Here is an 18,894-nt window from a genome sequence, read left to right as displayed (position 1 = left end):
CGGTAGCGTGGAGGGATGGTCGAATCCCGCGACGACCCGACGGTCGGCGAGCTGAGCGAAGGCGCCATCCTCGCGCGCATCCTCGAACGTCTCCCGGGCTCGTCCGCGGAGGTGGGGCCCGGCGACGATGCCGCGGTGCTCGCGGCGGCGGACGGCCGGATCGTCGCAAGCGTGGACACCCTCGTGCACGGGCCGGACTTCCGCCTGGCCTGGTCCAGCGGATTCGACCTCGGGTTCAAGGCCGCCGCCGTGAACCTCGCCGACATCGCGGCCATGGGTGCCACGCCCACGGCGCTGCTGGTGGCCCTCGCCATGCCTGACAGCACGCGGCTGTCGTTCGTCACCGCGCTGGCCGAGGGGCTGCGCTCGGCCTGCGAGGAGCTGGCACCCGGCTGCGCCGTCGAAGGAGGGGACCTCACGGTGTCGGACACCCTCACGGTCGCCGTCACCGCGCTCGGCGCCCTCGCCGGTCGCCCGCCGGTCCGCCGCTCGGGGGCGCGGCCGGGCGACGTCGTCGCCGTGGCCGGGACGCTCGGCCGCGCGGATCGCGGTCTTCGGGTCCTCTTCGAGCGGTTCACCGATGCAGCCGGCGCCCCCGTTCCCGTGGACGAGCGGTCCCTCAGCGAGGCCGAACGCGACGACGTCCGCGCGCAGCTGCGACCGTCGCCGCCGGTCGCGCTCGGTCCCGTGGCCGCCGACGCCGGGGCGACGGCGATGATGGACGTCTCCGATGGGCTCCTGCTGGATGCCTCGAGGCTCGCCACGGCCTCCGGCGTCACCCTGTCGCTGGACTCGACTGCCCTCGGCCACGACGTCGCGGCGGCCCTGACCGGCGGCGAGGATCACGCGCTGCTGGCGACGTTCCCCGCCGCACCTGCGGTGCCGCCGGGGTTCCACCGGGTGGGCGCCGTCCTGCCCCCGTCCGAGCATGCCGTGCTCGTCGACGGCGCCCCGCCGACGGGGCGGAGCGGATGGGATCCCTACCGCGATTGGGACGCGCGCACCGGCTGATCAGTCACGCCGCATCCGCGGTCGTCGCCCACCAGACGGTGGTGTCGCCGTAGCGCTTCGAGCGGATGGCGACAAGCCCCGGCGGCAGCGACGGTGCGGGCGAGCGGGAGGCGCGCTCGATGATCACGTCCGCACCGTCGGACAGGAGCGGGACGAGCAGACGCAAAGTCTCCGCGAGCGCGGTCTCGCTCACGTCGTACGGCGGATCGAGGAAGGCGATGGAGTACGGACCGGCGGCGCTGCGCAGGAACGTGTCGGCCGTGCTGCGATGCACGCGGATCGCGGTGTGCGCGCCGAGCGCTCGCACGACGCGCGCGGCGTTGCGCTGGGCGACGGCGGCCGCACGCGGCGCCTTCTCGACGAGATCGGCCGAGGCGGCGCCCCGGCTGATCGCCTCGAGAGCCAGCGCGCCGGACCCCGCATACAGGTCGACCACGGCCGCGTCGCGGAGCACGCCCGCGGACTCCAGTGCACCGAACAGCGACTCGCGCACCCGGTCGCTCGTGGGGCGGGTGCCCGCGTCCGGCACGTCCAGGACGATCGACCCGGCCCGGCCGGCGATGATGCGCGTCACCTTCTCACGATATCCGGCGGCGCGTCCGCCCCGGGGCGCGGGTCCGCCCCTAGGATCGGCGCCAGAAGCCGGCCGATGATCGGGGGAACCATGTCCGTCACGATGCGATGCTTCACCGCTGCCACGAGCGCCGTCCTCGCCGCCCTGCTGCTGGCCGGCTGCTCGGGGAACGGCGGGATGCCGAGCCCCTCGCCCTCGGCATCCCGCACGACGGTCTCGCCGAGTCCGACGCCCACGGCCACCGATGCCGCACCGTCGGCGAACCTCCCGACCGACTGCGACGACGTGGGCACCGCCGCCGCGCGCGAGGAGGCGGTGGGGGACATGACCCTGCAGGGCGACGGCGCGGGCTTCGTCCGGCCGTCGCCCGAAGGGGCGACCCTGGCCCTCGGGTGCGACTGGATCGTCGGCGATGCGACCGGGATGCTGCTGCTGATCAGCACGGCGACACCCGAGGCCGTGACGGCGGCGGTGTCGGACCTTCCGGCTCAGGGATACTCCTGCCAGGTCTCGGACGACTTCGGCGCCGACTTCTGCGACCTGCCGGGGCAGGGCCCGGACACGGAGGAGATGATCGTGGCGCGCGAGAACGTGTGGATCTATCTGTCGACGTCCAACCGGAACGGGCGCGCCTTCCTCTCGGACATCGTTCAGGGCGTCTTCGGCTGACGAGAGCGCGTCGGCGCGGGAATCTAGACTCGTGCCATGGCGTCCTTCACCCTCGACTCGCGCCTGGACGGGGCAGTCGGCGGGAAGACCGCCGCCGCGCTCGAGCGGGCGTTCGGGATGAGGACCGTCGGCGATCTGCTGGCCCACTACCCGCGTCGGTATGCGCGCCGTGGCGAGCTCACGCCGATCTCCTCGCTGCCGGTCGGGGAGCCCGTCACGATCGTGGCCGAGGTGCGGCGCGCGGGCGAGCGGCGGATGAAGAACCGCAACGGCTCGCTCCTGGAGGTCGTCATCAGCGACGGTCAGGGCGATCTGTCGCTGACCTTCTTCAACCAGGCATGGCGCCTGCGCGATCTGCAGCCGGGGCGCCGGGGCATCTTCGCCGGCAAGGTGGGGGAGTACCGCGGGGCGAAGCAGCTCGCGCACCCCGATTACGAGCTGTTCGACGACGTCGAGACGGCGCGTGCCACGGCGGAGGCGAACGTGAGCCTCCCCATCCCGATCTATCCGGCCACCAGCACCGTCTCGAGCTGGCAGCTGCAGAAGATCGTCGCGCTGGTGCTGGACGGTCTGGGCGAGGTGCCCGAGCCGCTGCCCGCCGACCTGCGCGCGCGCCACGGACTGCTCCAGGCCCGCGCGGCGATCGAGCAGATCCACCGGCCGGCGTCCTTCGACGAGATCGAGCCTGCCCGCGCGACGCTGCGCATGCAGGAGGCGTTCGTCCTCCAGGTCGCGCTCCTGCAGCAGCGGGCGTCCGTGCGGGCGCTGTCGGCGACCAGGCGCGCTCCCGGCGCGCTGCTCGAGCGCTTCGACGCCGCGCTGCCCTTCCCGCGGACCCCCGACCAGATCAGCGTCGGCGACCAGATCACGCGGGACCTGCAGGGCGACTGGCCGATGAATCGCCTCGTGCAGGGCGAGGTGGGCTCCGGCAAGACGCTCGTCGCCCTCCGCGCGATGCTGCAGGTCGCCGAGGGCGGCGGGCAGTCCGCCCTCATCGCGCCGACCGAGGTGCTCGCGGCGCAGCATGTCCGCTCGATCGCCCGGATGCTGGGTCCCCAGCTCGCGCCGGAGCTCATGCCGACCCTCCTGACCGGCCAGCTGCCCGCGGCCGAACGTCGCAAGGCGGCGCTGCGCGCGGCGTCGGGTCAGGCCCGCATCGTCGTGGGAACGCACGCCCTGCTGAGCGAGAGCACGACCTTCGCCGACCTCGGGCTGGTCGTGGTGGACGAGCAGCACCGCTTCGGAGTCGACCAGCGGGAGTCCCTGCGTGCCAAGGGCTCGGCCCCGCACGTGCTCGTGTTGACGGCCACGCCGATTCCCCGCACCGTGGCGATGACGGTCTTCGGCGACCTCGACGTGTCGACGATCCGGACCATGCCGTCGGGACGGTCCGGGATCGAGACGTTCGTGGCGCCGCTCTCCGAGCGGCCGGCGTGGTTCGCGCGCGTGTGGGAGCGCATCGCCGAGGAGGTCGGCCAGGGGCGCCAGGCCTTCGTGGTGTGCGCCGCCATCGACGCCGATGCCCTCACGAAGGACGAGACCGCCGATGAGTTCGCCGGCCCCGACGAAGGGCAGGCGGCGCGCACCCGCTGGGGCGTCGTGCAGGTCGCGGATCTGCTGTCTCGTCACGAGTCGTTCAGCGCGATCCGCGTGGCGATCCTCCACGGCAAGATGCCCTCCGACGAGAAGGATGCCGTGATGCAGGCGTTCGCCCGCGGCGAGGTCGACGTCCTGGTGGCCACCACCGTCGTCGAGGTGGGCGTGGACGTGCCCAACGCGTCGACGATGGTCATCCTGGAGGCGGACCGCTTCGGCGTCTCCCAGCTGCACCAGCTCCGTGGCCGGGTCGGTCGCGGTTCGCTGCCGGGACTGTGCCTGCTCGTCACGGAGGCGCCCGCGGGCACCCCGGCTCGCGACCGTGTCGACGCCGTCGCGTCGACACTCGACGGCTTCGCCCTCGCCGAGGTCGACCTGGAGCTGCGGGGCGAAGGCGACGTGCTGGGCGATGCGCAGTCCGGGGCGCGCTCGTCGCTGCGCCTGCTGCGGGTCGTGAAGGACGCCGACCTGATCGCCGAGGCCCGGGTCGCCGCCGAAGACGTGCTCGCCGCGGATCCCGCGCTGCTGCAGCATCCGGGGCTCGCGGCCGCGCTCGAGCGCAACGTGGGCATGGCCGAGCGGGCCGCGCTGGCGAAGAACTGACAGCCGGGGGGCGGCCGCGGCGCCGGATAGGCTGAGTGCATGAGCACGCGGATCGCCGTCGTCCCTGGATCGTTCGACCCGCCGACCCTCGGTCACCTCGACGTCATCCGTCGTGCGGCCGGCCTGTACGACCAGCTGCACGTGCTGGTGGTGCACAATCCCGGCAAGGAGGCCATGCTGCCGATCGCACAGCGGCAGGCGCTGCTGGAGCAGTCGATCGCCGAGAGCGACATCGACGGCGACGTCGTCGTCGCCTCATGGAGCATGGGCCTGCTCGTGGACTACGCCACCGACGTGGGCGCGAGCGTACTCGTGAAAGGCATCCGCTCGCAGGTGGACGTGGCGTACGAGACCCCGATGGCGATCGTGAACCGTCACCTGGCCCACGTCGAGACGGTGTTCCTGCTTCCCGACCCCGCCAACGCGCTGGTCTCCAGTTCCCTGGTGCGCCAGGTGGCGTCGCTGGGCGGAGACGTCTCGCCGTTCGTGCCGCCTCCTGTCGCGCGATTCCTCGACACCGGCGCGCGCGGGATCTGACTGCCGCCGCCGGCCGGCCCTCGCGGGAGCCGGCGCCGGTACGATGGTGGATCGTGGTCAGAAAGCATGTGACGGGTCCCTTCGTGCTCCCGGTCCGCGACATCGTGCACCGACCCGGTGAGATGCGAGAGCACTCGCTCGACGTGCCGTCGCCGGCGAAGTGGGGCGAGGGTCTGGTGTCGGTGGTCGAGGGCGAGCCGGTCGCGGTGGACGTCCGGCTGGAGTCCGTGCACGAGGGCATCCTCGCCTCGGGCAGCGTCGACACCGAGTACACCGGCATCTGCGGACGGTGCCTCATCGACATCGCCGAGCCCCTCGAAGTCGAGTTTCAGGAGCTTTTCGCGTATCCTGGGCAGGAAGAAACTGACTTCGAGGTTCAAGACGACCACGTGGATCTTGAAACTCTGGTCAGGGAAGCGGTCGTCCTGGCGCTTCCGTTTCAGCCGGTGTGTCAGCCGGATTGCCCCGGCCTCGACCCGGCCACGGGCGAGCGGCTGGCCGACCGTCCCGGCTATGAGCAGCGTGCGCCCGTCGATCCACGGTGGGCTGCGCTCCAGGACTTCACCACGGACCACGACGACGAAGCACCGCGCTCCCGCGGCTGAAACGGCGTCGAGAACACAGAGAAGAGCAAGCTATGGCAGGCAACCCCCCGAAGCGGAAGGTCTCCCGTTCCAACACGCGCTCGCGTCGTGCGCAGTGGAAGGCCGAGGCGCCCACGCTGGTCAAGACCATCGAGAACGGCAAGGTCGTCTACAGCCGTCCGCACCAGGCCAAGGTCGTGACCGACTCGCAGGGCACGGAGCTGTTCCTCGAGTACAAGGGCCGCAAGGTCGCCGACGTCTGATCGTCTTGCACGATCCGACGTGACGGACGTCGCGGCCGAGCGCACGGCGCTCGCAGAGCTCACGCAGAAGCTCGGAGTCGACATCGACCCCGAGCTTCTGTCGCTCGCGCTGACGCATCGCTCGTGGGCCTACGAGCACGGTCAGGGCCCGCACAACGAACGCCTGGAGTTCCTGGGTGACTCGGTGCTGGGGCTGGCGGTGACGGTGCGCCTGTACACCGCTCACCCCGAGCTGGATGAGGGGGCGCTCGCCAAGCGACGCGCCAGCGTCGTCTCGACCGTCGCGCTGGCCGAGATCGCGCGGGGCATCGGGCTCGGCCGCCATCTTCTGCTCGGTCGCGGCGAGGACCTCACCGGAGGACGCGACAAGGACTCGATCCTCGCCGACACGATGGAGGCCGTCTTCGGGGCGACCTACCTGTCGGCGGGATCGGATGCCGCGACCGCGCTGGTGCTGCGGCTCGTCGAACCGCTCCTCGCCGACCCCGAGCGCTACGGCGCGGCCATGGATCCGAAGACGAGCCTGCAGGAGCTCGCCGCGCACCGGGGGCTGCTGCCGCCGGTGTACTCGGTGACCGCGAGCGGGCCCGATCACGACCGCCAGTTCACCGCGACGGTGCTGATCGGGGATGTCGTGTCGGAGGGCAACGGCACGAGCAAGAAGCAGGCCGAGATGGCCGCCGCCCTGAAGGCCTGGAAGGATCTCAGCGGGCGTGCCTGAGCTGCCCGAGGTCGAGGTCGTCCGCGCCGGCCTCGAGCCCGCGGTGACCGGTGCGAAGATCCTGGCCGTGTCGGTCTTCGACGACCGGGCGCTCACGCGGCACCGGGGAGACGCCGGCGGATTCGAGTCCATCCTCGCCGGGCGGGTCATCCGCGGTGCCGCTCGTCGCGGGAAGTTCCTGTGGCTGCCGCTGGAGCCGCCCGCCGGGAAGGAGCCGGTGGACGCCGTCGTCGGTCACCTCGGCATGAGCGGGCAGCTGCTGCTGCGGCCGCCCGGAGCGCCCGCGCAGCGCCACGAGCGCATCCGTCTCGACATCGCACATCCCATCCACGGCGAGATCGCGGTGGTGTTCGCCGATCAACGGCTGTTCGGTTCGCTGGCCGTCGACGACCTCGTACCCACGGCCGACGGTGAGCCCGGGGGATCCGGCGCGGTGGAGGCATCCCTCCCCGTGCAGGTGTCGCACATCGCGCGTGACCCGCTCGACCCCGCGTTCTCGGCCGACGCCTTCCGCCGGGCCCTCGCGCGCAAGGACTCGGCGATCAAGCGGGTCCTGCTGGACCAGACGGTCGTCAGCGGTGTCGGCAACATCTACGCGGACGAGTCCCTCTGGGCCTCCCGCATCCACCCGGAGACCCCTTCGAAGACGCTGTCGACGCGCACCGTGACGCGCCTGGTCACCGAGGTGCGGCACGTCCTCGAGAAGGCCCTCGCCGAGGGCGGGACGAGCTTCGACGCGCAGTACGTGAACGTGAACGGGCAGGCGGGCTACTTCGCCCACTCGCTGAACGCGTACGGCCGCACCGGCCAGGCGTGTCCCCGATGCGGCCGTCCGATCGTGCGTGTGTCGTTCGCGAACAGGTCGAGCCACTTCTGCCCGCGGTGCCAGCGGCTCCCGCGCCCCCTCCAGGCACCGCCGGCCCGACGCCCGGAGCGCCTGGGAGCGTCGGCGCGGCCCCCGTCGGCGCCCGCCTGATCAGTCGTCGAGCACCTTCTTCCATGCGCCGGCGTACGACAGCGGCACGAACCCGATCGCCTCGTTGATGTCGAGCATGTGCCGGTTCTCCTCCGCGTTGAACGTCGACACGCGCGGCGACCGCGGTGCGATCTCGCGCCAGCGCAGCAGGTTCGCGCACTTGACGATCGTTCCGAGCCGGTGACCCCGGTGCTCCCGGAGCACCAGCGTGCCGTACTGCTGGGTCGCGGCGGTGGGATCCTCGCCGATGGCCAGCTCGTTGTAGGCGGCGATGGTCCCCGTCGGCTCGTGCACCACCGCCGCGACCGAGACGGTCAGACCCTGAGCACGCAGGCGGGCGTCGCGCCGCTCGACGCGGGCGACGTCCCAGCGCTGCTCGTCGATCACCAGTCCGCCCTGCGGTGCGTCGGTGGACATCCGTGCGAGCACCTGCGCGAAGCCTTCGGCATACGCCGGCGGTGTCGGCGACGTCCACACCACCGTGCGGTAGTCCGGGCCGGCGGCTCGCACCGCCTCGGCGAGCATCCGCTCGATCGGCGCCATGTCCCCGGTGAGGTCGAAGACGCTGTTGCGCTCCACCTGCTCGAGGCTGAACCCGGTGCGCACCAGGAAGACGGTCTGCGCGTCGTCCGCGGGAATCGACCCCCGTCCCGTCGAGGGCACGAGGCGATCGCCGGCGGTTCCCGGCCGGTGCAGCGTCCAGGTCTGGATCACGCGCAGGTGTCGCTCGCGCGCCTCGCGCTCGACCTCGGCCAGCAGCGCCTCCTCGGCGCCGACGCCGCGGTGCGGCGGGTCCACCATGAGGTCGAACTCCAGCGCCGTGGCGTCGGGATCGGTCGAGATCATGAGCTTCACCACGCCCAGCACCTCCTCCTGACGGAGGACCGCGAAGCCCAGCTGCGTCCAGTCGGTCTGGTCATGCCAGAACCCCAGGACCTCCTCGGGTTCCTCCCGCAGATGGTCGTGACCGGTCTCGTGCAGGCACACCGCATTGGCGATGCGGACCAGCTCCAGGAAGAGCCGGGCGTCGGGATCGTCGAGCGTCGACGGCACCGGGACGGCACGAACCGTCAGGGTGCCGGCGGTCGTCGTGTCAGTCATCGAGGACCTTCTTCCATGCGCCGTTGTACGCGATCGGCACGAACCCGATCGCCTCGTTGATGTCGAGCATCGGGCGGTTCTCCTCGGCGTTGTACGTCAGCACGCGAGGAGACTGCGGCGCGACGTCCCGCCATGACAGCAGCCCCGCGCACTTCACGAGCGTTCCCAGCTTGTGTCCGCGGTGCTCCTTCAGCACCAGCGTGTCCTCCTGATGCGAAGCGGCCGTCCGGTCCTTGCCGATCACGAGCTCGTTGAACGCGCACAGCCGACCCGTCGCGATGTGCTGCGCTGCGGTGACCTGCAGCGTGCGACCGCTGTCGGTGTACCGCGCGTCGTGCTGCGCCAGGCGCGCGGCATCCCACGCCTCCTCGTCGAATTCGAGAGCGGCGCTGGGGGCGTCGGTCGACATCCGCGACTTCATCCAGGCGTAGCCCTCGACGAATTCGGCAGGAGTGGGAGCGAACCACTGGACCACGCGGTAGTCCTGCGACGCCGCGCGCGCCTCCGCGAGCAGCTGCTCGACGCGCTCGAACGGGCCGGTCAGGTCGAAGGCGCTGTTCCGCTCGACCTGCTCGAGCGTGTATCCATGGCGCACCAGGAAGCGCGCCATGTGATCCTCGGGGATCTCGCCGAAGCCCGTCGGCGGCGCCAGGCGCGGGCCGTCTGCAGCAGGGTGCTCGGCCCACGTCTGCAGCACGGTGCGACCGTTCTCGCGGGCGATGGCCTCCACCAGCTCGTACGCCGCGGAGCCGATGCCCCGGCCCCACCTCTCGCGCAGCAGCTCGATCAGCCAGAAGGCGACCTTGGAGTCCTTCTCGCTGGGGAGGTCCAGGCCGATGCGGCCGATCGCCGTGCCGTCGTCGATCACGAGCCACCCCAGGCGACGCTCGTACTCGGTCGGCTGGTAGTGGGGGAGCAGCTCGTCGGCCTCGATGCGGTGATCGTCGTGCCCGGACAGCTCCCGGTAGATGGCGTTGCGGAGGCGCACCATCTCGGCGAAGTCCTCGCCGCCCGGGGCATCCATCGTGGAAGGGACGGGAAGCGGGCGGAAGGTGATGTCGGTGAGCGTCTTCATGTCGTGTCCTGACGATGGGAGGGTGCGGTGGGGATCGGCGATCGATCGTGAAGGAGCCCGCCGCCCGCCCGGAGACGGGCGGCGGGCCCGACGGCTGTCACAGCCGTGGAGCGAGGAGGGCCTCGCGCAGATAGCGACGCTCACGCGACTCGGCGTCGCGGCGGTGCCGGAAGGCTGCCGCGTGACCGGCGCGGTCGTCGGCGAGCCGCGACGTCCGCGTGCTCCACAGCAGCAGCCGGAGGCCGACGTGCAGCGCGAAGCGGTCCAGGAGCGTGACGCGAGCGTCGCGGCTTTGCAGCCGCAGCGTATCGGGGACGCCCGACGGGCGCTGCGGCGCGAATGCGGTGGTGTTCATGGTGGTTCTCTTTCCGATGGGAAGGGATGCCTCGGGCGGACGCGCGAGGCGGAGATGCCGTGCCGCAGCACGACGGGCGGGAGGCAGGAGATGCGCTCAGCGCCCCGGAGAGCGGGGGCGGCGCAGCGAGGAATCGCCCGGAAGCGGGCAGAGTTCTCCCCTGCGGGGTTCAGCCGGCTGTACGGAAGCAGCCGGGTCGCGCGCCGAAGGAGACGGTCCCCAGCGCGAACGCACGGATCGCACCGCCGTTGCGGGCGGCGATTCCAGTGGTGTTCATGAGCATCATCGGGGACCTCCTTTCTCGACTTCAGACGCGGAGAGTGACATTAGCGCGGTGTCCGAGTCGGCGTCAAGCGTTTTTCCAGATTGGATGGACAGCGGGCGTGTCGCCGCCCGGCCCGACGACCGGCTCGCCTGCACGGGATCGGGCGTGCGCTCGGGTAGCGTAGGCGGGTAATCAACCGGGTCGGAAGGCGAATCCATGCACCTGAAGAGCCTGACGCTCAAAGGGTTCAAGTCGTTCGCGCAGCCGACGACCTTCGCGTTCGAGCCCGGGGTCACCGCGATCGTCGGTCCGAACGGGTCCGGCAAGTCGAACGTCGTCGACGCGCTGGCGTGGGTGATGGGCGAGCAGGGCGCCAAGACGCTGCGCGGCGGCAAGATGGAGGACGTCATCTTCGCCGGGACCGCGACGCGCGGTCCGCTCGGTCGCGCCGAGGTGCAGTTGACCATCGACAACAGCGACGGCGCCCTGCCGATCGAGTACTCCGAGGTCACGATCAGCCGGACGCTCTTCCGCAACGGGACCAGCGAGTACGCCATCAACGGCCAATCGTGCCGGCTGTTGGACGTCCAGGAGCTCCTGAGCGACTCCGGTCTCGGCCGTGAGATGCATGTCATCGTCGGGCAGGGTCGCCTCGACAGCGTGCTGCAGGCCACCCCTGAGGACCGGCGCGGCTTCATCGAGGAAGCGGCCGGGATCCTCAAGCATCGGCGGCGCAAGGAGAAGACGCTGCGCAAGCTCGATGCGATGGAGGCGAACCTCACGCGGCTGAGCGATCTGGCCGGAGAGCTGCGGCGTCAGCTGAAGCCGCTCGGTCGTCAGGCGGAGATCGCTCGAGAGGCCGCCACCATCGCGGCCGTCGTGCGCGACGCCAAGGCACGGCTGTTCGCCGACGAGCTGGTCGGCCTGCGCGCCGAGCTCGCGGCGGCCGCGAGGAGCGAGCACGAGCGTCACGCCGAGCGGATGGTCCTGCAGGAGCGCCTCGACAACGCCCGCGTGCGGATCGAGCAGCTCGAAGCCGATCAGCGCTCCGAGGCCGTCGACAGGGCTCGGCACGTCGCCCACGGGCTCGAACGGGTGCAGCAGCGCCTGCGGAGCCTGTACGCGCTCGCGGGACAGCGCCTCGCTCTGCTCGGGGACGCCGAGGACGAGGACCGCATCGAGCTGACGACCGTCTCGCAGGCGATGATCGACGAGGCCCGCGCCGAGATCGGCGCGATCTCGGACGGCCTCGGTACAGCGCAGGATGCCGCCGCCGAGGCCGCGCGCGACGTCGTGCGCGCACGTGCCGAACTCGACGCGCTCGACGCCGACATCTCGGCCCAGAGCGCCCTCGTGTCCGAGCACGACATGCGGATCACCGCGCTGCGGGGCACCGCGGAGGCCGCCGCGTCGGCGCTGGCGGCCGTGCGCGCGGCGGTCGATCGGCAGCAGCGCGCCCTCGACGCCGCGCTGGCCCGTCGTGCCGAGGCCGAGGAGCAGCTCGCGGGCCTCGATCCCGACCTCGTTCCCGAGAGCGCCGCGGCCGACCACGCCGCCGAGTACGAGCGCGCACAGCGCGAGGCATCGGAGGCCGAGGCGCAGGTCGCCGCGCTGCGCGAGCGGCTCCACGCCGCCGAGCGCGAACACGAGGCGCTCACCGCCCAGACCGCTGCGCTCGGCCGCGCGCTCGATGTCAAGAACGCGGCATCGGCCCTCATCGCACAGGACCTCGACGGAGTCCGTGGTCTCGTGGGCGACGCCGTGCAGGTGCAGCACGGCTACGAGGCCGCGATCGCCGCGGTGCTGGGCCCCGTCGCCGAGGGCGTCCTCGTCGACACCGGCGCCGACGCCTTCCGGCTCGCCGAGCTGGTCCGCGGCGCGGACGTCGGCGTCGTCGACATCGTGTTCTCCGACGCGACGCCGCACCGCCCCGTGCTGCCGGAGGCGGCGGGCATCGTCCCCGCGCGCGACGTGGTGAAGGCGCCCGACGGCGTCCTCGGCCTGCTGTCCTCCGTGCTCGTCGCCGATGACCTCGAGGCCGCGCGGGCGGCGTCGCCCGTCCTCACCGCCGTCGAGAGCCCCTCGCTGACCATCGTCACGCGGGCCGGCGAGGTGTACACCGCGCAGTCGCTGCGCGCGGGCACCGGTGCGTCGCGGTCCCGCCTGGAACTGGCCGCCGAACGGGATGCCGCGGCCGAGCGTCGGGCGGAGATCGCCGTGGTCGCCGACTCGCTGCGCGCCGCGCTCGCCGACGCCGCGGCGAGCCTCGATGCGGCGCGGCATCGGACCAAGACCGCCCTGGCGACGCTGCGGGAGCACGACGCGGCTTTGGCCGCCCACGCCGAGCAGGTGAACCGCGCGACCGTCCGTCACGAGGCGGCGGTCGCAGAATGCGAGCGCCTGGCCGCAGGGGTGGCGCAGGCGACCGCAGCGGTGGAGGAGGCGGAGGCGTCCGCCCGGTCGGCGCAGGAGCAGCTCACGGCCGCGCTCGAGGCCCCGCGCCCGATCCTGGATGCCTCCGCCCGCGACGGCATGCTGGCCGCGCTCGAAGCGGCGCGGGATGCCGAGATGCGGGCACGACTCGATGTCGAGACGCTTCGCGAGCGCATCCGGGCCGGGGAAGCGCGCGTGGCGGGGCTCGAGCGACAGCGGGAGCGCGAGCGGGAGGCGGCCGCCGAGGCGGCGCGCCGGGCCGTGATCCGGCGCGCGCAGCGTGAGATCGCCGCGGGCGTCGCCGCGCAGCTGCCCGCGGTGATCGACTCCGTGGACAGGTCGCTGGCCCAGGCGCGCGCCGAGCTCGCCGCCGCGGAGTCCGCGCGCACAGCGGTGACCGTCGAGCTGGCCGACCTGCGGGCGCAGGAGGCGGGTGTGCGGGAGAGGCTCGCCGGACTCACCGAGAGCGTCCACAGCCTCGAGCTGCAGATCCACGAGAAGCGCCTGCACGTCACCGGGCTGCTCGAGCGCGTCCACTCCGAGCTCGGGCTCGACGAAAGCATTCTCGTTTCGGAATACGGGCCCGATCAGCCGGTCCCCGCCGATCCGGGCGTCGGAGGATCAGGACGTCCGACGAACGACGCCGGCGACGTTGGCATGCAGGAGGAGGCCGATTCGCCGGCCGAGGCATCCGTCCCGTACGACCGTGCCCAGCAGAAGCGACGCCTGCAGGACGCCGAGCGCAAGCTCGCGCAGCTGGGACGGGTCAACCCGCTCGCGCTCGAGGAGTTCGCCGCGCTGGAGCAGCGCCACAGATTCATGACGGAGCAGCTCGCCGACCTCCAGCAGACGCGCAAGGACCTCCTGACGATCATCGAAGAGCTCGACGAGCGCATGCAGTCGATCTTCCTCGCGGCGTTCGAGGACACCAAGGCGGCGTTCGGCGAGGTCTTCCCGATCCTGTTCCCCGGCGGCACCGGCAGCATCTCGCTCACGAACCCGGACGAGCCGCTCACCACGGGCATCGAGGTGGCCGTGCGTCCGGTGGGCAAGAAGATCGAGCGCCTCTCGCTGCTCTCGGGCGGGGAGCGGTCGCTTGCCGCCGTGGCGCTTCTGACCGCGATCTTCAAGGCGCGCCCGAGCCCGTTCTACATCCTCGACGAGGTGGAGGCGGCTCTGGACGACGCGAACCTGGGACGGCTCCTGGGGGTCTTCGAGCAGCTGCGCTCCTCGAGCCAGCTCATCGTCATCACGCACCAGAAGCGGACGATGGAGATCGCCGACGCCCTGTACGGCGTGTCCATGAGGCAGGACGGCGTATCGGCCGTCGTCGGCCAGCGCATCGGCGAGCGCGTCGCCGGCTGACCCGCCCGGGGCGGTGGGGCGGCGCTAATAGGCTGGGGGCATGGCACAGAGCTCCTGGTCGCTCGGACGCGCGCTGCGCGGCATGTTCGTCAAGCCCACGATCGACGAGAACACGTGGGAGGACCTCGAGACGGCGCTGCTGACCGCCGATTTCGGACCCGACATCACCGAGCGCATCGTCGACGAGCTGCGCGAGAAGGTGGACCGGTACCGCACGACCGACCCTCGCGACCTCCAGCGCATGCTGAAGGAGACGCTCGAGGAGCACTTCGCGAAGTTCGACACGACGCTGCGGCTCACCGAGCGTCCGGCGGTCGTGCTCGTGGTCGGCGTCAACGGTGTGGGCAAGACGACGACGATCGGCAAGTTCGCGAAGTTCCTGCAGCGCTACGGGCGATCGGTGGTCGTCGGCGCCGCCGACACCTTCCGCGCCGCCGCGGTCGATCAGCTGGCGACGTGGGCCGAGCGCGGCGGCGCCACCATCGTCCGGCCCCAGCAGGAAGGACAGGACCCTGCGTCGGTGGCCTTCCAGACCATCGAGTACGCCAAGCGAACGGGCACCGAGATCGTGCTGGTCGACACCGCCGGCCGCCTGCACACCAAGGGCGGCCTCATGGACGAGCTCGGCAAGATCCGCCGGGTCATCGAGAAGCAGGCGCCCATCAGCGAAGTGCTGCTCGTGCTCGATGCCACGACCGGCCAGAACGGCGTGCTGCAGGCGCAGGCCTTCCTCGAGCACGCGGGCGTCACGGGGCTGGTGATCACCAAGCTCGACGGCTCCGCCAAGGGCGGTTTCGTCCTGGCGGTGCAGGAGCGCACCGGCATCCCGGTGAAGCTGCTCGGACAGGGCGAGGGCATCGGCGATCTGACCGGATTCACGCCGCACGTCTTCGCCGCCGCGCTCGTGGACTGACGCCGCGCGCGCTGTTTCGGAACGGATGCCGCGGCGCGCGGGCTGCGGGCTATCCAAGGGACCGTCGTTGTTGTTTCATGGGGACATGGCGATCGAGCACGACTACTTCGGACTCCTCGAATCCGGACCGGACGGATCGATCTTCTGGTCCGAGACGGTGGAGATGGGAGACCAGTCGGTCACGGTCGATCTGACCGCGCCGGACCAGGAGGACGTCTCCGAGGCGGCGCTGGACGTCGCGGCCGGACTCATCTCGTCGCTCGAGGCCATCGACCGCAGCGCTCGCAACGCCATGGTCAACGAGCTGAGCGACCGCACGAGCGAGGTCACCGAGTACATCCTGCAGCAGCAGGAGACGCTCGGCGAGGGTCTCGAGGACGTGCTCGTGGACATCTCCGGCGACGTCCACATCGACGTCATCCGCTCGCTGCAGCTGATGAGCATGACGATCCTCGCCGACGAGCACGGCGGCGCGGACCCCTTCGCCGTCCTCGAGTACGCGCTGGACCCCGACGCCACCGACGACGTGCTGCTGGTCAACCTCGGCTCCGACGGCGACGTGCTCTCGGTCACCAGCGCCGACTGAATGTGCAGACCTTCCTGCCCTACCCGTCCTTCGCAGGATCCGCCGCGGTCCTGGACCCGGTGAGGCTCGGCAAGCAGCGGGTGGAGACGCTCCAGCTGCTGCGGGCCAACACGGTGCCCGGCTACGGGTGGCGGCATCACCCCGCGGCGAAGATGTGGGCAGGGCGGCTTCCTGCGCTGGTGGCGTACGGGCTGGCGATGACCGACGCGTGGATCGCGCTCGGCCGCGCCGACACGGTGCGCGCGCAGCTGCTCGAGTTCGCCCCCGAGGTCGACGGGCTCCCTCAGGAGCAGCTGGAGCTGCCGTGGTGGCTCGGCGACCCGGCGTTCCACCTGTCGCATCGCTCGAACCTCGTGCGCAAGGACCCGGCGTTCTATCGGCCGCTGTTCGGCGACATCCCCGACGACCTGCCCTACGTGTGGCCCACGCCGTGACGGCGGCGCGGCGCAGCCCACCCGGTGCGCCGCGCCACGCCGCACCGGCACCGGGAGCGCTGCTACACCGCCTGCGCGAAGCCGGCGTCGACGCCGTCGGCGATGTGGGAGAGGTGAGCCGGGATCTCGCGGCCCTTCGAGACCATCGACTGCGCCCACAGCCGTCCGGCGCGGTACGACGAGCGCACGAGGGGCCCCGCGAGCACGCCGAGGAAGCCGATGCGCTCGGCCTCCTCCTTGAACGCCACGAACTCGTCGGGCTTGACCCACCGCGCCACGGGAAGATGCCGAGGTGTGGGGCGCAGGTACTGCGTGATGGTGATGATGTCCGTGCCGGCGTCGTGGAGGTCCTGCAGCGCCTGCACGACCTCCTCCGGCTCCTCGCCCATGCCCAGGATGAGGTTCGACTTCGTGATGAGCCCGGCATCGCGCGCCCGCGAGAGCACGCCGAGGGACCGGTCGTAGCGGAACGCGGGACGGATCCGCTTGAAGATGCGCGGAACGGTCTCGACGTTGTGCGCGAAGACCTCCGGACGACTGTCGAACACCTCGTCCAGCAGCGCCGGCTCCCCGTTGAAGTCCGTCGCGAGGATCTCGACACCGGTCCGCGGGTTGAGCGCATGGATCTGGCGCACCGTCTCGGCGTGCAGCCACGCGCCGCCGTCGGGCAGGTCGTCCCTGGCCACGCCCGTCACGGTCGCGTACCGCAGCTGCATGCGTGCGACGCTCTCGGCCACACGCCGCGGCTCATCCACGTCATAGGCGGCCGGCTTGCCGGTGTCGATCTGGCAGAAGTCGCACCGGCGCGTGCACTGCGAGCCTCCGATGAGGAACGTGGCCTCTCGGTCCTCCCAGCACTCGTAGATGTTCGGGCAGCCGGCCTCCTGGCACACGGTGTGCAGCTGCTCGGTCTTCACCAGTCCGTGCAGCGCCTGATACTCCGGGCCGATCTTCGCGCGCGTCTTGATCCACTCGGGCTTGCGCTCGATGGGCGTCTGCGCGTTGCGCACCTCGAGCCGAAGCAGCTTCCGGCCCCCGGGGCCGGAAGCGGGGGGCGTCGTGCCGCACGCGCTCATGCCGCCACCCCCGCGTACTCGTCGGAGAACACCCGCGAGACGGCGGCGACCACATCCCTCGGAGGAACGGGCGTGCCGGCCACCTCGCTGATCGTGGTGACCCCGGCGTCGGTGATGCCGCACGGGATGATGCCGCGAAAGCCGGCGAGGGAGTTGTCGCAGTTGACGGCGAACCCGTGCATGGTGACCCCGCGCTCCACCCTCACGCCGATCGCCGCCACCTTGTCCTCCGAGAGGGCGCGGCGCACCCACACACCGCTGCGACCGGCGACCTGGTACCCGTCGACGCCGTGCTCGGCGAGGGCCGCGATGAGGAGGCGCTCCAGGCGACGCACGTGCGCGACGACGTCGACCGGCTCGGGCAGCCGCACGATGGGATACCCGACGAGCTGGCCGGGACCGTGCCACGTGATCTTGCCGCCGCGATCGACGTCGATCACGGGCGTCCCATCGGTCGGGCGCTCGTGCGGCTCCGTGCGCTTCCCGGCCGTGTAGACCGGCTCGTGCTCGAGCAGGAGCAGCGTGTCGGGGCGTGCGCCGGCGACGACCTCGCCGTGCACGCGGCGCTGGAGCTCCCACGCCTCGGCATACGGGACGAAGTCGGGGGCGAGGCCGACCGTTTCGATGGCGAGCATCCGTGCTCCTTGCGTCGGGATTGATGGATCGCGTCCAACAATACGCCTGGATGTGCGGGGACGCACCGATGGGCCGGAGCTGGGCGACGGTAATAACGTGAGGGGATGACCACCAGCAGCAGCGGCCGGGTGGGCCGGCCGAAGGCGTCCTCGCGCGAGACGCTGGCGGAAGCCGCGTGCGAACTGTTCCTGGAGCGGGGATTCGAGGCGACCTCCATCGCGGACATCACGCGGCGCGCCGGCGTCAGCCGCTCCAGCTTCTTCAACTACTTCGCGTCGAAGGCCGACATCCTCTGGTCGGGGCTCGACGAGCGGATCGCGCGGCTGGAGGCGGCTCTGTCGGAGGGGCAGGAGCGGGATGCCGCGGCCGGGGTGCGGGCCGCCGTTCTCGCCATAGCCGAGGGGTTCACCCCCGACAGCCTCGCCCTGGGCATCGTGAACGCCACGGCGATGGGACTGTCGGTCGAGCTCGAGCGGGAGGCATCCCTGCGTCGAGCGCGCATCGCGCGCGCCGTGGCGGACCGCCTCACCGCCGCTGGGGCGGACCGCGTCCGCGCCGAGGTCGCAGGAGCGGCCTGGGGCGGTGCGGTGCTGGCCGCGATCGACGCCTGGGCGAAGGACGGCGCCGGTCGCACGTCGCTCTCGCGGTTCCTCGTGCGCGCCGCCGACGCCGCGTCCGGTGTGCGCCCGGCCGGCGCCGCGGTCCGGCAGCTGCGTGTCGTCGTGCAGGCGCCCGACTTCGACGATGCGGTGGCGTTCTACCGGGACGCCGTAGGGATGCCCGAGCGGGAGTCGTACGTGGCTGACGGCGGTGCGCGCGTGGTGATCCTCGATGCCGGCCAGGCGACGCTGGAGCTGGCCAACCCCGCACAGGTGCGCTTCATCGACGGCGTGGAGACCGACGGCGGCGTCAGCGACCGCATCCGGATCGCGCTCGAGGTCGATGACACGCAGGCCGCCCAGGAACGACTCCGCGAGGGCGGCGCCGAGGTGGAGGCATCCGCGCGGCAGACGCCGTGGCGCTCGCTCAACGCGCGTCTGCGCGCACCGGCAGGGCTACAGCTGACCCTCTTCCAGGAGCTCGACGCGCGCTGACCGCCGCTTCCGGCCTCGCCACGTAGA

General features: G+C 71.7%; 19 protein-coding genes. 13 read left to right on the top strand and 6 right to left on the bottom strand.

Features of this window, described 5'->3' with window-relative positions; genetic code table 11:
- The first annotated feature begins 15 nt into the window (after positions 1 to 15).
- Entirely contained in the window at positions 16 to 1,011 is a 996-nt protein-coding gene (gene thiL / locus AC5RVZ_RS16490; RefSeq protein WP_494066843.1) for a thiamine-phosphate kinase, read from the top strand.
- A gap of 4 nt (positions 1,012 to 1,015) precedes the next feature.
- On the opposite strand, the gene AC5RVZ_RS16485 is transcribed toward thiL, so the two are convergent.
- The gene (locus tag AC5RVZ_RS16485) at positions 1,016 to 1,585 is read right to left on the bottom strand and encodes an RsmD family RNA methyltransferase (RefSeq protein WP_494066842.1); all 570 of its coding nucleotides are present in this window, start codon (positions 1,583 to 1,585) and stop codon (positions 1,016 to 1,018) included.
- Positions 1,586 to 1,660: 75 nt separating this feature from the next.
- On the opposite strand from AC5RVZ_RS16485, the gene AC5RVZ_RS16480 reads away from it, so the two are divergent.
- The 7 genes from AC5RVZ_RS16480 (at position 1,661) to mutM (ending at position 7,534) form a co-directional block, all read left to right on the top strand.
- Entirely contained in the window at positions 1,661 to 2,254 is a 594-nt protein-coding gene (locus AC5RVZ_RS16480; protein ID WP_494066841.1) for a DUF3558 domain-containing protein, read from the top strand.
- A gap of 36 nt (positions 2,255 to 2,290) precedes the next feature.
- On the top strand, positions 2,291 to 4,453 hold the full coding sequence (locus tag AC5RVZ_RS16475; RefSeq protein ID WP_494066840.1) for an ATP-dependent DNA helicase RecG: 2,163 nt from the start codon (positions 2,291 to 2,293) through the stop codon (positions 4,451 to 4,453).
- Positions 4,454 to 4,492: 39 nt separating this feature from the next.
- Entirely contained in the window at positions 4,493 to 4,990 is a 498-nt protein-coding gene (coaD, locus tag AC5RVZ_RS16470) for a pantetheine-phosphate adenylyltransferase (protein ID WP_494066839.1), read from the top strand.
- Positions 4,991 to 5,112: 122 nt separating this feature from the next.
- A complete protein-coding gene (locus AC5RVZ_RS16465; RefSeq protein WP_494067000.1) occupies positions 5,113 to 5,595 on the top strand; it encodes a YceD family protein in 483 nt (160 codons plus the stop codon).
- Between the two features lie 32 nt (positions 5,596 to 5,627).
- Positions 5,628 to 5,837, top strand: coding sequence for a 50S ribosomal protein L32 (gene rpmF, locus AC5RVZ_RS16460; protein ID WP_019179169.1), 210 nt, complete (start codon positions 5,628 to 5,630; stop codon positions 5,835 to 5,837).
- 19 nt (positions 5,838 to 5,856) lie between these two features.
- Positions 5,857 to 6,558, top strand: a complete 702-nt coding sequence (gene rnc, locus AC5RVZ_RS16455) for a ribonuclease III (protein ID WP_494066838.1) — start codon at positions 5,857 to 5,859, stop codon at positions 6,556 to 6,558.
- A complete protein-coding gene (mutM, locus tag AC5RVZ_RS16450; RefSeq protein WP_494066837.1) occupies positions 6,551 to 7,534 on the top strand; it encodes a bifunctional DNA-formamidopyrimidine glycosylase/DNA-(apurinic or apyrimidinic site) lyase in 984 nt (327 codons plus the stop codon). Before rnc ends, mutM begins: the two co-directional genes overlap by 8 nt.
- On the opposite strand, the gene AC5RVZ_RS16445 is transcribed toward mutM, so the two are convergent.
- From AC5RVZ_RS16445 to AC5RVZ_RS16435, 3 genes are all read right to left on the bottom strand, one after another.
- Positions 7,535 to 8,635: a GNAT family N-acetyltransferase gene (locus tag AC5RVZ_RS16445; RefSeq protein WP_494066836.1), complete on the bottom strand. Its 1,101-nt coding sequence runs from the start codon at positions 8,633 to 8,635 to the stop codon at positions 7,535 to 7,537. It lies immediately after the preceding gene.
- Positions 8,628 to 9,710 carry a GNAT family N-acetyltransferase gene (locus tag AC5RVZ_RS16440; RefSeq protein ID WP_494066835.1) on the bottom strand — a complete coding sequence of 361 codons (1,083 nt, stop codon included), beginning with the start codon at positions 9,708 to 9,710 and terminating at the stop codon, positions 8,628 to 8,630. Before AC5RVZ_RS16440 ends, AC5RVZ_RS16445 begins: the two co-directional genes overlap by 8 nt.
- Positions 9,711 to 9,807: 97 nt before the next feature.
- Positions 9,808 to 10,065 (bottom strand): hypothetical protein, encoded by a 258-nt coding sequence (locus AC5RVZ_RS16435; RefSeq protein WP_494066834.1) that lies wholly within the window; start codon positions 10,063 to 10,065, stop codon positions 9,808 to 9,810.
- A gap of 481 nt (positions 10,066 to 10,546) precedes the next feature.
- On the opposite strand from AC5RVZ_RS16435, the gene smc reads away from it, so the two are divergent.
- From smc to AC5RVZ_RS16415, 4 genes are all read left to right on the top strand, one after another.
- Entirely contained in the window at positions 10,547 to 14,128 is a 3,582-nt protein-coding gene (gene smc / locus AC5RVZ_RS16430; protein ID WP_494066833.1) for a chromosome segregation protein SMC, read from the top strand.
- A 40-nt stretch (positions 14,129 to 14,168) separates the two neighbouring features.
- On the top strand, positions 14,169 to 15,041 hold the full coding sequence (ftsY, locus tag AC5RVZ_RS16425; protein ID WP_494066832.1) for a signal recognition particle-docking protein FtsY: 873 nt from the start codon (positions 14,169 to 14,171) through the stop codon (positions 15,039 to 15,041).
- Positions 15,042 to 15,126: 85 nt separating this feature from the next.
- Positions 15,127 to 15,627, top strand: a complete 501-nt coding sequence (locus AC5RVZ_RS16420) for a DUF2004 domain-containing protein (RefSeq protein WP_494066831.1) — start codon at positions 15,127 to 15,129, stop codon at positions 15,625 to 15,627.
- A 2-nt stretch (positions 15,628 to 15,629) separates the two neighbouring features.
- Positions 15,630 to 16,061: an MSMEG_6728 family protein gene (locus tag AC5RVZ_RS16415; protein WP_494066830.1), complete on the top strand. Its 432-nt coding sequence runs from the start codon at positions 15,630 to 15,632 to the stop codon at positions 16,059 to 16,061.
- 62 nt (positions 16,062 to 16,123) lie between these two features.
- Here the strand turns inward: AC5RVZ_RS16415 and lipA are convergent, their stop codons facing one another.
- Both lipA and lipB read right to left on the bottom strand, forming a co-directional pair.
- A complete protein-coding gene (lipA, locus tag AC5RVZ_RS16410) occupies positions 16,124 to 17,137 on the bottom strand; it encodes a lipoyl synthase (protein ID WP_494066829.1) in 1,014 nt (337 codons plus the stop codon).
- Positions 17,134 to 17,772: a lipoyl(octanoyl) transferase LipB gene (gene lipB / locus AC5RVZ_RS16405; protein ID WP_494066828.1), complete on the bottom strand. Its 639-nt coding sequence runs from the start codon at positions 17,770 to 17,772 to the stop codon at positions 17,134 to 17,136. Before lipB ends, lipA begins: the two co-directional genes overlap by 4 nt.
- Positions 17,773 to 17,877: 105 nt before the next feature.
- Here lipB and AC5RVZ_RS16400 point away from each other — a divergent pair, with 105 nt between their 5' ends.
- Positions 17,878 to 18,867 carry a TetR family transcriptional regulator gene (locus AC5RVZ_RS16400; protein ID WP_494066827.1) on the top strand — a complete coding sequence of 330 codons (990 nt, stop codon included), beginning with the start codon at positions 17,878 to 17,880 and terminating at the stop codon, positions 18,865 to 18,867.
- Positions 18,868 to 18,894 lie beyond the last annotated feature (27 nt).

This window comes from Arthrobacter sp. Cza30 (assembly GCF_059090765.1).
This window is presented reverse-complemented; position numbering and strand designations above follow the sequence as displayed.

Excerpts from the sequence above, each read along its gene's own strand:
- AC5RVZ_RS16465 (WP_494067000.1), top strand. The coding sequence starts at position 5,113 with ATGCGAGAGCACTCGCTCGACGTGCCGTCGCCGGCGAAGTGGGGCGAG.
- thiL (WP_494066843.1), top strand. The coding sequence starts at position 16 with ATGGTCGAATCCCGCGACGACCCGACGGTCGGCGAGCTGAGCGAAGGC.
- AC5RVZ_RS16440 (WP_494066835.1), bottom strand. The coding sequence starts at position 9,710 with ATGAAGACGCTCACCGACATCACCTTCCGCCCGCTTCCCGTCCCTTCC.
- ftsY (WP_494066832.1), top strand. The coding sequence starts at position 14,169 with ATGGCACAGAGCTCCTGGTCGCTCGGACGCGCGCTGCGCGGCATGTTC.
- AC5RVZ_RS16480 (WP_494066841.1), top strand. The coding sequence starts at position 1,661 with ATGATCGGGGGAACCATGTCCGTCACGATGCGATGCTTCACCGCTGCC.
- rpmF (WP_019179169.1), top strand. The coding sequence starts at position 5,628 with ATGGCAGGCAACCCCCCGAAGCGGAAGGTCTCCCGTTCCAACACGCGC.
- AC5RVZ_RS16420 (WP_494066831.1), top strand. The coding sequence starts at position 15,127 with ATGGCGATCGAGCACGACTACTTCGGACTCCTCGAATCCGGACCGGAC.
- lipA (WP_494066829.1), bottom strand. The coding sequence starts at position 17,137 with ATGAGCGCGTGCGGCACGACGCCCCCCGCTTCCGGCCCCGGGGGCCGG.
- smc (WP_494066833.1), top strand. The coding sequence starts at position 10,547 with ATGCACCTGAAGAGCCTGACGCTCAAAGGGTTCAAGTCGTTCGCGCAG.
- AC5RVZ_RS16435 (WP_494066834.1), bottom strand. The coding sequence starts at position 10,065 with ATGAACACCACCGCATTCGCGCCGCAGCGCCCGTCGGGCGTCCCCGAT.
- AC5RVZ_RS16445 (WP_494066836.1), bottom strand. The coding sequence starts at position 8,635 with ATGACTGACACGACGACCGCCGGCACCCTGACGGTTCGTGCCGTCCCG.
- AC5RVZ_RS16400 (WP_494066827.1), top strand. The coding sequence starts at position 17,878 with ATGACCACCAGCAGCAGCGGCCGGGTGGGCCGGCCGAAGGCGTCCTCG.
- AC5RVZ_RS16475 (WP_494066840.1), top strand. The coding sequence starts at position 2,291 with ATGGCGTCCTTCACCCTCGACTCGCGCCTGGACGGGGCAGTCGGCGGG.
- lipB (WP_494066828.1), bottom strand. The coding sequence starts at position 17,772 with ATGCTCGCCATCGAAACGGTCGGCCTCGCCCCCGACTTCGTCCCGTAT.
- coaD (WP_494066839.1), top strand. The coding sequence starts at position 4,493 with ATGAGCACGCGGATCGCCGTCGTCCCTGGATCGTTCGACCCGCCGACC.